At 73.6% G+C, this 13,872-nt stretch carries 9 protein-coding genes and 1 pseudogene; 8 read left to right on the top strand and 2 right to left on the bottom strand.

All coding sequences use genetic code 11. The features are described 5' to 3' along the window. Positions 1-9: 9 nt before the first annotated feature. A pseudogene (locus FHS37_RS04145) lies at positions 10-679 on the top strand (glycosyltransferase); the annotation flags it as partial. Between the two features lie 63 nt (positions 680-742). Here the strand turns inward: FHS37_RS04145 and FHS37_RS04140 are convergent. Together FHS37_RS04140 and FHS37_RS04135 are read right to left on the bottom strand one after the other, a co-directional pair. Next, positions 743-1,639, bottom strand: a complete 897-nt coding sequence (locus FHS37_RS04140; RefSeq protein WP_184817619.1) for a DUF2637 domain-containing protein — start codon at positions 1,637-1,639, stop codon at positions 743-745. Then, positions 1,636-1,830: a hypothetical protein gene (locus FHS37_RS04135; RefSeq protein ID WP_184817618.1), complete on the bottom strand. Its 195-nt coding sequence runs from the start codon at positions 1,828-1,830 to the stop codon at positions 1,636-1,638. Before FHS37_RS04135 ends, FHS37_RS04140 begins: the two co-directional genes overlap by 4 nt. Positions 1,831-2,027: 197 nt before the next feature. Here FHS37_RS04135 and FHS37_RS04130 point away from each other — a divergent pair, with 197 nt between their 5' ends. The 7 genes from FHS37_RS04130 (at position 2,028) to FHS37_RS04100 (ending at position 13,866) form a co-directional block, all read left to right on the top strand. Continuing rightward, on the top strand, positions 2,028-3,122 hold the full coding sequence (locus tag FHS37_RS04130; protein ID WP_184817617.1) for a phosphatidylglycerol lysyltransferase domain-containing protein: 1,095 nt from the start codon (positions 2,028-2,030) through the stop codon (positions 3,120-3,122). Positions 3,123-3,415: 293 nt separating this feature from the next. After that, positions 3,416-4,219, top strand: a complete 804-nt coding sequence (locus FHS37_RS04125) for a TIGR03936 family radical SAM-associated protein (RefSeq protein WP_184817616.1) — start codon at positions 3,416-3,418, stop codon at positions 4,217-4,219. 259 nt (positions 4,220-4,478) lie between these two features. Next, on the top strand, positions 4,479-8,561 hold the full coding sequence (locus FHS37_RS04120; RefSeq protein ID WP_184817615.1) for an Rne/Rng family ribonuclease: 4,083 nt from the start codon (positions 4,479-4,481) through the stop codon (positions 8,559-8,561). 215 nt (positions 8,562-8,776) lie between these two features. Then, a complete protein-coding gene (locus tag FHS37_RS04115) occupies positions 8,777-9,844 on the top strand; it encodes a glucose-1-phosphate thymidylyltransferase (protein ID WP_184817614.1) in 1,068 nt (355 codons plus the stop codon). Further along, positions 9,841-10,830, top strand: a complete 990-nt coding sequence (gene rfbB, locus FHS37_RS04110) for a dTDP-glucose 4,6-dehydratase (RefSeq protein ID WP_184817613.1) — start codon at positions 9,841-9,843, stop codon at positions 10,828-10,830. Before FHS37_RS04115 ends, rfbB begins: the two co-directional genes overlap by 4 nt. Before the next feature lie 115 nt (positions 10,831-10,945). Beyond that, a complete protein-coding gene (rfbD, locus tag FHS37_RS04105) occupies positions 10,946-11,869 on the top strand; it encodes a dTDP-4-dehydrorhamnose reductase (RefSeq protein ID WP_184817612.1) in 924 nt (307 codons plus the stop codon). Further along, positions 11,866-13,866, top strand: a complete 2,001-nt coding sequence (locus FHS37_RS04100; RefSeq protein WP_184817611.1) for a glycosyltransferase — start codon at positions 11,866-11,868, stop codon at positions 13,864-13,866. The genes rfbD and FHS37_RS04100 overlap by 4 nt, the downstream gene beginning before the upstream one ends. Positions 13,867-13,872 lie beyond the last annotated feature (6 nt).

Here is a 13,872-nt window from a genome sequence, read left to right as displayed (position 1 = left end):
GGGAACGGCCGGTCCGGGGAGCGGGCGGACTGGCCCGTCCTGCACGGCTTCAGCACGGCACTGGTGCCGCGCCCCTCCGACTGGCGTTCCGGGCTGGAGGTGGTGGGCAACTGGTGGCCCCGTCACGGGGCGGCCGAACGGCTGCCCACGGACCTGGAGGACTTCCTCGGGGCCGGGCCCCGGCCCGTCCTCATCGGCTTCGGCAGCATGGCGGCCGGTGACGGGGAACGGCTGAGTGAGATCGCCGTGCGGGCCCTGCGCCGCGCGGGGCTGCGCGGCGTCCTCCAGGCCGGCAGCGCCGGGCTCGCGGCCGACGGCGACGACGTCCTCACCGTCGGGGACGTACCGCACGCCCTGCTGTTCCCGCGGCTGGCGGCGCTGGTGCACCACGCCGGGGCCGGCACCTCGGCCGCCGCGCTGCGCGCCGGCGTGCCCGCGGTCACCGTGCCGGTGACGGCCGACCAGCCCTTCTGGGCGGGACGGCTGGCCGCCCTCGGCGCCGCCACCGGCCCGATCCCCTTCCGGTCCCTCACCGCCGAGCGGCTCGCCGACTCGCTCGGCCAGGTAGTGAGGCGGGGGGGCGTACACCCGAGCCGCCGCGGGAGCGGCGCACCGCATGAGGAGCGAGGACGGAGCGGGCCGGGTGCTCAGGGCCGTCCAGCGGCTGACCGGGGAGTGACGTCCGGTCGTGCCCGCGACCGCTGCCGACGGCACGACGTGCCGCCGGCAGCCGGGGCGGGGCCTACGGGGTGCGCTGCCCGGGGTGCCGGTCGGGCGGCGTCTCACGCCGGTAGGGGTGGGCCGGGTCCCGGAAGCGCTCCCGGCGGCCGGGAGCGCTGAGCGGCGCGGAGTGCTCGGCGGAGGGGCGCAACCGGTGGCGGGGGGTGGCCCGGCGGGGCGGCCGGGTCAGGGTGATCTGGCGGACGAGCTGCTGGAAGCACGCCAGCGCGGCGACTCCCGGCAGCGCGGCGGCGGCGGTGTCGGTGATCGTGCGGGGCGCCTGGGCGACGCAGAGCAGGACCGCGACGGACGAGAACAGCAGGACGACGAACCACGAGTGCAGGGCGCGCCGTTGGTGCAGTGCCGCGCGGAGGACGGACAGGGACCCCGCCAGCCAGGGGCCGTACACGAGCACGGGCCACCAGGCCGATGAACTGCCGCTGCTGTGCGCCGTGGTGACGAGGAGCAGCGGTTCGTAGGTGACCACACCGCTGAAGACGCTCACCATCGACACGGTGACCGCGGCCAGGGCGGCGATGACGCAGCTGGCGAGCCGTACGGCGTCGGGGCGCCGGCGCGGGGCGAGCTTCCGGTGGCCGCGGGGGGCGGCGCGCAGGGGCGGCAGTTCGGCGGTGATCTCCTGCAGGTTGCCCAGGGGGCCGCCGGCGGGGGGAGCGGTGACCGGCGTTTCCTCGCGGGGGTGCGGCACGGTTCTGCCGTGTTGGTCCCTGGCGTATTCGTCGCCGCGGGCTTCCTGGAGCAGGTAGGCGAGTTCCTCGGCCGGGTCCCAGGGCGGGACCGCCGGTTCCACGGGCTCGGCGTAGACGGCCGAGGCCCGGTGCCGGCCGGTGGCCGGTCCCTCGTTCTGGGACGGGAAGTCGGGGGTGTGCCAGAGGTGGTCGAAGTGTTCGTCATTCATGTGGCAATGGACTCGTCGGGCCGGCGTGCGGGACGGGCGTCGGCCGGTTCGACCCGGAGGCCGGCCAGGTCGGACTCCAACTGCTGAACCACGGCGAGGAAAGAGGGGCCCACGGACAGCTCGTGGGCGGCAGTCGGGCCGCTCGGCCCCCCGTCGGGCGCGAGCGGCCCGGGCATGCTTGCCTTCGTCATATAGCGACTAACGGCGGGTCTTTTCACTTGGATGCGCGGCAAATGAGTGAACGGCCGTAGGGAAAATTGTTTTACATAAGGCTGGTTGATCTTTTCGGATTCCCGGTATTCATTTTTTCGATCGGCTTTTCAGCATATGAACCGCACGAGCCTGTGGGCGTGGGATCCGAACCGGTCGCTGCTGCGTCTGTGCCGGTATGGATCTGGAGAAGTCGGCTCCCGCGGCACGGGGGGACACGTCCCGGGGCGAGGGGTGGCTGGTCGTGGCGGTCCGCATGCCCGTGCGGATCGTGGTGCTCGTCCTGGTCGTGCCGGTGCGGATGGTGTGGGACGCGCTCGTCGTCGCCGGGCGGTTCCTGCACGAGGCCGTGTTCCGGCCGCTGGGGCGGGCGTCGCTGTGGGTGGGGCGGGCGGTGCTCGTGCGGCCGTTCGTGGGTCTGTGGCGGTACGTCCTCGTGCCCCTCGGCAAGGTGCTGGCCTGGCTCGCGAAGGTGCTGGTCGTCCTTCCCTCCGTGTGGTCGTACCGCCATGTGCTGACTCCCCTCGGCCATGCCCTCCTGTGGGTGTACGCGCGCGTCCTGACGCCCGTCGGGCACGCGGTCGTATGGCTGCTCGGGGGAGTGGGCGCCGTGCTCGCCGCGCTCGGGGCCGGCGTGTACGCGGGCCTGGCCCGGCTGACGCGGTACCTCGTCGTCGTGCCCGCGGTGTGGCTCCACACCCGGGTCCTCGCGCCGGTCGGGCGTGCCGTCGCCTGGTGCGCGAAGGGGATCGTGCGGCTGGTGACCACGGCCGTCACCGGTGTCGGCACCGTGCTGTACCGGATCGTCCGGATCCTGTTCGTGCTGCCCGCGCTCGCCGTGTGGCGCTGGATCCTCGTGCCCGTCGGCCGTGTCCTCGCCGTCGTGGCACGGGAGGCCGGGGAGGCCCTCGGGCACGCCTGGCGCGTCGCCGGACGCGTCTCGCTCGCCGTCGGGCGGTTCCTGGGGACCCTCTTCCGGTGGATCTTCGTGGAGCCGGTGCGGTGGGTGTACCGGAGCGTGCTGACACCGGTGGGGCACGTCGTGCGCGACGCCGTGCTGCGGCCCGCCGCCGGGGCCGCGCGCCGTGCGGGACGTGCCGCACGGCAGGCCCTCGCCTCCGTCCGCACGACGGTCCGGCAGGCCCGCGCCGACGTCCGGCGGATGCTCCTCGGGGAGCCGGAGGGGGACCGGTCCGGCGGACGTCCGAAGGCGCGGGAGGTCCGCGGGTCGCGGAACGCGAGCCGGGGGGCGGACGCGCTCACGAAGAGCTGAACGGCGCGTTCCGGCCGGTGCGTTCCGGCCCGCGCCCGCGCAGGCGGCGCGCCGGCCGCCCGGACCCCGGCGACGGTCGGCGTGGACGGCCGCCGGGAACCCGCGGCCCGCCTTGCACGTACTCTGGGTAGGACGACGACCGTCTCCGGCGCGGTGCCCGACCGGGGCCGGACCGCCGGGGTCGCCGTCGTACGGCCGTACGCTAGAAGGTGAGGCGCGCCCGCGCCCCCTTGCAACGAGGAGAAGATCCACTGGGCAAGCGACAGCCCGAAGGCCCGCCGCCCGCACCCGCGGTGCAGCGCATCCGACTGCGCTACACCAAGCGCGGCCGCCTCCGGTTCACCAGCCACCGTGACTTCCAGCGCGCCTTCGAGCGTGCGCTGCGCCGTGCCGAGGTGCCGATGGCGTACTCGGCGGGGTTCACGCCGCACCCGAAGGTGTCGTACGCCAATGCCGCACCCACCGGCACGGGCAGCGAGGCGGAGTACCTGGAGATCGCGCTCACCGAGCCGCGTGATCCCGAGCGGCTCCGGGCCCTCCTCGACGAGTCGCTGCCCGCGGGGCTCGACGTCATCGAGGCGGTCGAGGCCCGTACGCCGGGGCTCGCCGACCGGCTCACGGCCTCCGTGTGGGAGCTCCGGCTGGACGGTGTCGCACCCGAGGACGCCCGCCGCGCGGTGGACGCCTTCACCGCGGCCGGGACCGTCGAGGTGCAGCGCCGGACCAAGAACGGCGTCCGCACCTTCGACGCCCGCGCCGCGGTCGTGGACCTGGAGAGCGTGGAGAACCCGAAGAACCCGGAGAGCGCGGAGACGCACTCTCCGCAGGCTGATAGGCCGACCGACCACCCCTGTGCGATACTGCGGCTGGTTGTTCGGCACGTGACGCCTGCCGTACGACCCGACGACGTCCTGTCCGGTCTCACCGCCGTGGCCGACCTGGCGCCGCCGGTCCCCGCAGCGGTGACCAGGCTGGCGCAGGGGCTGTTCGATGAAGAGACCGGCACGGTGACCGACCCGCTCGCGCCCGACCGCGAGGCAGCAGCGACCGAGCCGCATCCGGCCGGCGCCACTGCCGCCGCGACGGCGCCGGCGTAAGGAAGGTCCCGCGTAGGACGGACGTCGTAGCGCCGCCCTCGAACTCGGGAGCCACCTGGGTCGGGCAGCGCACCGACCAGAAGACTTTCGCCAGGCCGTGCGCATTCGGCGTACGGAACCGGCGAGACAGGACACAGAGAGCTCCCGAGCGGCGCCCGCGCCCCGGACGGCGGCACCCGCGCACCGCGCGAGCCGCGGACGTCACCGGCATCGCCGGACCAGGCGCGGCGCCCGGGAGCCTGACGGGAGAAACGCCCGCATGCTCGAACCGATCGAGCCCACCGAGGGCTCCGAACCGAACACCCCCAGCGACACCCTGCCGCCGCGCCGGCGTCGCCGTGCCGCGTCCCGCCCGGCCGGCCCGCCCGCCGCGACGGCCGGGGCGACGGCCGAGACCGCCACGCCGGCCATACCGGCCGCTGAATCCACCGGGGCTCCTGAGCCCGCGGAGCAGGAGAGCGCCGGGACCGGGACCGCCGGGACCGGGAAGGAAACCCGGGAAGCGGCCGAGGCCGCGCCCGCCGCGCCGCGGCGTCGCCGTGTCGTCCGCCGTGCGGCCGCACCCGCCGGGTCACCGGCGTCGGCGGAGACCGCCGAGACCGTCGTACCGGCGACCGTGACGGCGGCCCCGGACCCGTCCGAGGCCACCGGAGCCTCCGGGACCCCCGGAACCCCCGCGGCCCCCGAAGCCTCCGAGGACGCAGCTCCCCGGCGCACCCGCCGCCGTGCGACGCGCAGCGTGACCTCGCCGACGGAGCCCACCGCCGGGAAGGCGGAGAGCGCCGGGGCGCCGGAGCAGGCACGGACCGCCGAGGCCGCACCGGCCACCGCCGAGGTCCCCGAGACGCCCGCGGCCGCCGAGTCCGCCGAGTCCGCCGAGGACGCGGCGCCGCGTCGTACCCGGCGCCGCGCCACGCGCCGTGCCTCCGCCCCCGCCGAGCCCGCGCGGGCCGTCGTCTCCTCCGGCACCTCCGAGGCAGCCGGGGAGATCCCGGTGAGCGCGGCCTCCGCGGAGGCCACCGAAGCGCCCGCCGTGAAGGCGACCGAAACCGGGCAGGCCGCACCCGAGGGCGCCGGGGCCGCTCCGGAGGACGCCGCGCCGCGGCGTCGCCGCCGGGTGGTCCGCAAGCCCGCCGCAGGGTTCGCCGAGCCCGCGCGTCCCGCCGAGGACGAGGCGGAGGACGCGCCGCGACGCCCCGCGCGCCCGGCCGTCGCCGTGTTCCAGCCGCCCGTGTTCACCGAGCCCCGCTTCCAGACCCCCGAGCGGGCCGCCGCCGAAGCGGCCGCCGAGGTGGCCGAACCGGTGGAGCCCGAGGAGACCGACGAGTGGTCCGAGGAGCAGCCCGCCGCCTCGCGGCGCCGTCGCCGGCGCCGGGGCGCGGGCGACGAGGCCGAGGCCGCGCCGGCCGCCGAGGCCGCTCCCGCGACCCGTACCGAGGACGAGGCGGAGGAGGCCGACGAGTCGGCCGAGGACCACGCCGAGGGTGAGGACGAGGGCGAGGGCTCCGGTTCGCGCCGTCGCCGTCGCCGCGGTGGCCGTCGCCGCAGGCGCGGCGAGTCCGCCGAGGGCGACGCCGAGGGCGACGAGTCCGCGGACGCCGAGACCGACCGGATCTCCGTCGAGCAGGCCGCCCAGGACGCCGAGGACACCGCCGAGCAGGTCGAGGAGGACGCCGAGAGCGCCGCGGAAGAGGCCGAGTCGGCCGGGGACCGCGACGAGGCGGGCGGCTCCGCCGGCAGCCGGCGTCGTCGTCGGCGCCGTCGCCGGGCCGGTGACAGCGGCGGCGAGACCGAGCCCGCCGCCGACGACCCCGAGCGCACCGTCGTCAAGGTCCGCGAACCGCGCAAGGCGGCCGAGCCGTCGGACGAGGTGCAGTCCATCAAGGGCTCCACGCGTCTGGAGGCGAAGAAGCAGCGCCGCCGTGAGGGCCGCGAGCAGGGCCGCCGCCGGGTGCCGATCATCACCGAGGCCGAGTTCCTGGCCCGCCGCGAGGCCGTCGAGCGCGTGATGGTGGTCCGCCAGCACGGCGACCGCACGCAGATCGGCGTCCTGGAGGACGGCGTGCTCGTCGAGCACTACGTCAACAAGGAGCAGGCGACCTCGTACGTCGGCAACGTCTACCTCGGCAAGGTGCAGAACGTCCTGCCGTCGATGGAGGCCGCCTTCATCGACATCGGCAAGGGCCGCAACGCCGTGCTCTACGCCGGCGAGGTCAACTTCGAGGCGCTGGGCATGGCCAACGGCCCGCGCCGCATCGAGTCCGCGCTGAAGTCGGGCCAGTCGGTCCTCGTCCAGGTGACGAAGGACCCGATCGGGCACAAGGGCGCCCGCCTCACCAGCCAGGTCTCCCTCCCGGGCCGCTACCTCGTGTACGTCCCCGAGGGCTCGATGACCGGCATCAGCCGCAAGCTGCCCGACACCGAGCGGGCCCGGCTGAAGACCATCCTCAAGAAGATCGTCCCCGAGGACGCGGGCGTCATCGTGCGCACCGCCGCCGAGGGCGCGAGCGAGGACGAGCTGCGCCGGGACGTCGAGCGGCTGCAGGCGCAGTGGGAGGACATCCAGAAGAAGTCCAAGAACGGCAACGCCCCGACGCTGCTGTACGGCGAGCCGGACATGACCGTCCGGGTCGTGCGGGACATCTTCAACGAGGACTTCTCCAAGGTCGTCGTCAGCGGCCAGGACGCCTGGGAGACCATCCACGGCTACGTGTCGCACGTCGCGCCCGACCTCGCCGACCGGCTGCAGAAGTGGACCAGCGAGGTCGACGTCTTCGCCACGTACCGGATCGACGAGCAGCTCGCCAAGGCGCTGGACCGCAAGGTCTGGCTGCCCAGCGGCGGTTCGCTGGTGATCGACCGGACCGAGGCGATGGTCGTCATCGACGTCAACACCGGCAAGTTCACCGGTCAGGGCGGCAACCTCGAGGAGACGGTCACCAGGAACAACCTGGAGGCGGCCGAGGAGATCGTGCGTCAGCTGCGGCTGCGCGACCTCGGCGGCATCATCGTCATCGACTTCATCGACATGGTGCTGGAGTCCAACCGGGACCTGGTGCTGCGGCGCCTGCTGGAGTGCCTGGGCCGCGACCGTACGAAGCACCAGGTCGCCGAGGTGACCTCGCTGGGCCTGGTCCAGATGACCCGCAAGCGGGTCGGCCAGGGCCTGCTGGAGTCGTTCTCGGAGACCTGCGTCCACTGCAACGGCCGCGGGGTCATCGTCCACCTGGACCAGCCCACCGCCGCCGGTGGCGGCGGCAAGCGCCGGAAGCGGGCGCGGGCCGGTGCTGCGGACCAGCCGCACGAGCACGAGGCCGTCGCGGGCGTCGAGACGGCCGAGCAGGAGGCGGAGTCGGAGACGGAGACGGCGGCCGAGGTCGCCGCCGAGGTCGCCGAGCCGGTCGCGCTCCCCGCGCCCGAGTTCACGCCGGACGAGGAGCTGTACAGCAGCGCCGCCGAGGCGGAGGCCGCGGCCACCCGCGGACGCACGCGCCGCCGGGCGAGCCGGCGGGTGTCGGCACCGGCGGGTGCGCCGAAGCGCGAGGAGCCGAAGGCCGAGGTGCCGACGGCCCAGGACGTGACGGCGGAGCAGGAGGCCGCGCGTCCGGTGCAGCCGGAATCGGCCGCCGAGGCGCTGGCCGAGCCCGCGGCCGTCGAGGACGCGGTGGTCCCCGAGCCGGCGACGGGGGACCGGGAGGCCGAGGCCCCGGCCGTCGAGGAGGCCGCGCCCAAGGGCCGTACGCGTCGCCGCGCGACCCGCAAGGTGTCCGCGCCGGCCGGTTCGCCGGTGGGTGCGGAGGCCGCGGTGGTGACGGTGACCGAGCCCGTGTCCCCGGCCGCCGAAGCGCCCGAGCCGCAGCTCGCGGAGGAGGTACCGGCCGCCCCGGCCGAGGCTCCCGCCGAGACCGCGGCCCCGGCCCGTCCGCGCCGCCGCGCGGTGCGCAAGCCCACCACGCCCACCGCGTCCGAGGAGGCGGCCGTCGTGGTCGTCCCGTCGGCCCCGGCGGAGGCCCCGGCGGAGGAAGCGGCACCTGCCGAGGAGCCCGTCCGGGAGCCCGGGGAGGCCGGTACCGAGGAGGCCGCCGAGGCCGCTCCGGCCAAGAAGACCGCCCGCAAGGCGGCCAAGAAGGCCACGGCGAAGAAGGCCGCCACGAAGAAGACGACGGCCAAGAAGACCGCCGCCAAGAAGACGACGGCCAAGAAGGCGGCGAAGACCACCAAGGCGACCGCCGCCAAGACGACCGCCGCCAAGACGACCGCGAAGAAGGCGGCGTCGAAGAAGACCGCGGCGGCCGAACGGCAGGCTCCCCGGTCCGTGTCGACCGCCGCCGACGAGGGCTGACGCCGAGCCCGTACGGAGATCGCGATCCGCCCCCGGTTCCGCCGGGGGCGGATCACTTTTCTCCCGCCGTCGGCCGTCACACAGGAATCGAATGTGTGAATGGGGGGTGAATCGATGTTCCTGGGCCGGGGTTATGATGTGGCTCAAGATTGACTTCAAATTCAGACAAACAGGGATTTTCATCCCTTTCCAGGCACAGTATTGGGGCACCACACGTGAAGGCTCTCGTGCTCTCAGGGGGAGCGGGGACCCGCCTCCGTCCGATCACTCACACCTCGGCCAAACAGCTCGTGCCGGTCGCCAACAAGCCCGTGCTCTTCTACGGCCTGGAAGCGATCGCCGAAGCCGGGATCAGTGAGGTCGGCATCATCGTCGGCGACACCGCGGACGAGATCCGCGAGGCGGTGGGGGACGGCTCCCGCTTCGGGATCGAGGTCACCTACATCCCGCAGGAAGCGCCCCTGGGCCTCGCCCACGCCGTGCTCATCGCCCAGGACTTCCTCGGCGACGACGACTTCGTCATGTACCTCGGCGACAACTTCATCGTCGGCGGCATCACCGGCCTGGTGGAGGAGTTCCGGACCGAGCGGCCCGACGCGCAGATCCTGCTCACCAAGGTCCCCAACCCCACCGCCTTCGGTGTCGCCGAACTCGACGGCGACGGCCGGGTGGTGGGCCTGGAGGAGAAGCCGAAGCAGCCGAAGAGCGACCTGGCGCTCGTCGGCGTCTACCTGTTCACCCCGGCCATACACGAGGCCGTCCGTTCCATCGAGCCCTCCTGGCGCGGCGAGCTGGAGATCACGCACGCCATCCAGTGGCTGATCGACGAGAAGAAGGACGTCCGCTCCACCACGATCTCCGGGTACTGGAAGGACACCGGCAACGTCACCGACATGCTGGAGGTCAACCGGTCCGTCCTGGAGACCCTGGAGCCCCGCAACGCGGGCGCGGTGGACGAGACCAGCGAGATCATCGGCCGGGTGCGCATCGAGGAGGGCGCCCGCGTCAGCGGCAGCCGGATCGTCGGACCCGCGGTCATCGGCGCCGGTACGGTGGTCAACGACGCGTACATCGGTCCCTTCACCTCGGTCTCCGAGGACTGCCGGATCGAGGACAGCGAAATCGAGTACTCCATCGTCCTGCGGGGTTCGTCCGTGACCGGCGTGCGCCGGGTGGAGGCCTCGCTCATCGGGCGCGACGTCGAGGTCACGCCCGCCCCTCGTAACCCCAAGGCCCACCGGCTCGTGCTCGGTGATCACAGCAAGGTGCAGATCTCCTCATGACTACCAGGATCCTGGTGACCGGCGGTGCCGGCTTCATCGGCTCGCACTACGTCCGTACGCTGCTCGGCCCCGAGGGTCCCGGTGACGTCGCGATCACCGTCCTGGACAAGCTGACGTACGCGGGCAACCCGGCCAACCTCGACGAGGTGCGCGAGCACCCCGGATTCGCCTTCGTGCAGGGCGACATCTGCGACCCGGAGCTGGTCGGCAAGCTGATGGCCGAGCACGACCAGGTCGTGCACTTCGCCGCCGAGTCGCACGTCGACCGCTCCATCGACGGCGGCGCGGAGTTCGTCCGCACGAACGTGGTCGGCACCCACACGCTCGTCGACGCGGCGCACCGGGCCGGCGTCGAGACCTTCGTGCACATCTCCACCGACGAGGTCTACGGCTCGATCGACGAGGGCTCCTGGCCCGAGACCCACCCCCTGCAGCCGAACTCGCCGTACTCCTCGGCGAAGGCCTCCAGCGACCTGATCGCGCTGTCCTACCACCGCACCCACGGCCTGGACGTCCGCGTCACCCGCTGCTCCAACAACTACGGGCACCACCACTTCCCCGAGAAGGTCATCCCGCTCTTCGTCACCAACCTCCTCGACGGCAAGAAGGTCCCGCTGTACGGCGACGGCGGCAACGTCCGCGACTGGCTGCACATCGACGACCACGTCCAGGGCATCGAGCTGGTCCGCACCAAGGGCCGCGCGGGCGAGATCTACAACATCGGCGGCGGCACCGAGCTCTCCAACAAGGAGCTCACCGGGCTGCTGCTGGAGGCGTGCGGCGCCGACTGGGAGACCAGCGTGGAGTACGTCGAGGACCGCAAGGGCCACGACCGCCGCTACTCCGTCGACTGCACGAAGATCCGTGAGGAGCTCGGCTACGAGCCCCGCAAGAGCTTCGAGCAGGGCCTCGCCGAGACCGTCCAGTGGTACCGCGACAACCGCGCCTGGTGGGAGCCGCTGAAGGAGCGCGCGGCGCTGAACTGACACGCCACCCACCTCCTGCGGGCCCGGGACCGTCCCGGGCCCGCTCAGGCGTTCCCCGCGCGCCCCGGACCCCGGCGGCGGCCCGCGCCATCCGGCACAGAGGACAAGAAGAGGGATGAACCCGATCAAGGAACAGGCAAACGCCCCGGTCGGCTGGCTGGTCACCGGGGCGGGCGGGATGCTCGGCCAGGACGTGCTGGCCCGACTGGCCGCGGCGGACGAGCAGGTCACCGCCCTGGACCGGGCGGCGCTGGACCTCACGGACGCCGACGCCGTACGGCGGGCGCTCCAGCGCCACCGGCCCGCCGTGGTCGTCAACTGTGCGGCCTGGACCGCCGTGGACGACGCCGAGACCCGCGAGGCCGAGGCGCTCGCGATCAACGGTGACGGCCCGGCCCACCTCGCCGACGCCTGTGCCCGCACCGGCGCCGTCCTGCTCCACGTCTCCACCGACTACGTCTTCGCCGGTGACGCCACCACGCCGTACGCCGAGGAGGCCCCCACCGCCCCGCGCAGCGCCTACGGCCGCACCAAGCTGGCCGGTGAGCAGGCCGTCCTGAGGACCCTCCCGGACCGCGGCTACGTCGTCCGCACCGCCTGGCTGTACGGCGCGGGCGGCCCCAACTTCGTCCGCACCATGATCCGCCTGGCCGGTCAGCGTGAGACCCTGGACGTCGTGGACGACCAGCGCGGCCAGCCCACCTGGAGCGCCGACCTCGCCGGGCTCCTGTACGACCTGGGGCGCGGTGCCCTGGCCGGTACCGCCCCGGCGGGCGTCTACCACGGCACCAGTTCCGGCGAGACCACCTGGTACGGCTTCACCCGGGAGATCTTCCGCCTGCTCGGCACCGACCCGGACCGGGTCCGCCCCACCACCAGCGAGGCGTTCGTCCGCCCCGCTCCCCGCCCGGCCTACAGCGTGCTCGGCCACGAGCGCTTCGCCGCGGCCGGCATCGAGCCGCTGCGCGACTGGCGCGCGGCCCTCACCGAGGCGTTCCCGGAGATCCACCGGATCCACGAGAAGGAGAACCCGGCGTGACAATCAAGGTCAGCGTCGTCATCGCGGTCTACAACCCGGGCAAGTACGTCGAGGACTGCGTCAACGGTCTGCTCCGGCAGAGCCTCACCCCGGACGAGTTCGAGGTCTTCTTCGTCGACGACGGCTCCACCGACGAGACCCCCGCCCGGCTGGACCAGCTGGCGGCCGAGCACCCCCACTTCCACGTCATCCACCAGGAGTCCTCCGGCTGGTCCGGCAAGCCCCGCAACACCGGCATCGACGCCGCCCGGGGCGAGTACGTCATGTTCGTCGACCACGACGACTGGCTCGGCGACGAGGCCCTCGAGCGGATGTACGACTACGGCAAGGCGAACGACGCCGACGTGGTCGTGGGCAAGATGGCGGGCATCGGCCGCCCGGTCCCGCAGGAGCTGTTCCGGGTCAACCGGCCGCGCGCCACGGTGGAGAACGCGCCGCTGATCGACAGCCTCACCCCGCACAAGATGTTCCGGCGGGAGTTCCTCGAGCAGCACAACATGCGCTTCAAGGAGGGCCGCCGCCGGCTGGAGGACCACGTCTTCGTCGTCGAGGCCTACCTGCGGGCCAGGAGCGTCGCCGTCCTCGGCGACTACCTGTGCTACTACCACATCACCCGTGACGACGGCTCCAACGCCGGCTTCCAGCGCTTCGACCCGGTCGGCTACTTCAACAACCTCCGCGAGGCCCTCGACGTGGTCGAGGAGCTCACCGAGCCCGGCCCGCTGCGCGACAAGCTGTTCAGCCGCTGGCTGCGCAACGAGATGGTCGAGCGGCTGCGCGGCAACCGGCTGCTCAAGCTCCCCGAGGACTACGCCGAGGAGCTGTACCGCGAGATCCGCGGTGTGATCACCGAGCGCTTCGGGCCGGGCGTGTTCGCCAGGGTCGCCCCCACCCAGCGGGTGGTGGCCGGCCTGATCGCCGCCGACCACTACCAGGACGTCCGCGCCCTCGCCCACTGGGAGGCCGGGATCAAGCCCACCGGCACCCTGGACTCCCTGGCGTGGGAGGACGGCGTCCTGAACATCGGCTTCACCTCCGAGTACCAGGTCGACGGCGAGCCGATGACCTTCCGCCGGGAGGGCGAGCGCGACCTGCTCGGCCTGCCGCTGTCCGACGAGGCGCTCGAGGCGCTGGCCGACCAGGGCATCACCCTGGACGCCCCGGTCGGCAAGAGCGACGTGGACCTGGTGGTCCGCCGCCGCGAGGACGCCACGCAGTACTACCTCCCGGTCGAGTGCGCACTGCACCGCCTGGACGCGGGGGACGGTTCCTTCCGCCAGCGGATCACCGCGCGCGCCGTCCTCGACCCGGAGACCGCGGCCGCGGGCAAGCCCCTGGACAAGGGCATCTGGGACCTGCACCTGCGCATCAAGTCCTGTGGCTGGAGCAAGGAGACCCGGCTCGGCGCGGTGCGCGGCGAGGACGCGGAGGCCGGGCGGCTGGCCGCGCTCACCGGTGAGCCGAGGCGGATGGTCCTGCCGTACTGGACCGACGGGCCGGGCAACCTCTCCCTCGACGTCGACCAGCACACGAACAAGCTGGAGCGCGAGGCGGTGGCCTTGATGGACCCGGCCGAGGCCGTGGTCGACGGCTCGACCGTACGGCTTCCGCTGCCGCTGCACGTCGCGGCCGCCGCCGGGGACCCGGTGCAGCTCCGCTTCGAGCGCAAGAACGTGGGCAAGTTCCCGGCCGACGCGGTGGTGGACGGGCGTACCGTGAGCGCCACGCTGCCGCTGGAGAAGCTCACCGGGAAGCGCTGGGCCGTCCGGATCGGCGTGCCGTCCGCCGGCCGCGGCGAGGCGAAGTGGACCCGGCTCCCGGTCGACGTGGCGGTCGCCGCCGACGGCACCGCCCGGGTGATCGACCGGCACACCCCGCCGGCCAAGCCCGCCGCGCGGAAGTCGGTCCCGAAGAAGCCCGCCCAGCCCCGCCCCCTGTGGCGCCGGGCCGCCGGGCGCGTCAAGCGCGCCCTGACCAACCAGCAGAAGAAGAGCTGAGGACCC

This window comes from Streptomyces griseomycini, from assembly GCF_014203535.1.
In the GTDB taxonomy this organism is placed as follows: domain Bacteria; phylum Actinomycetota; class Actinomycetes; order Streptomycetales; family Streptomycetaceae; genus Streptomyces; species Streptomyces griseomycini.
This window is presented reverse-complemented; position numbering and strand designations above follow the sequence as displayed.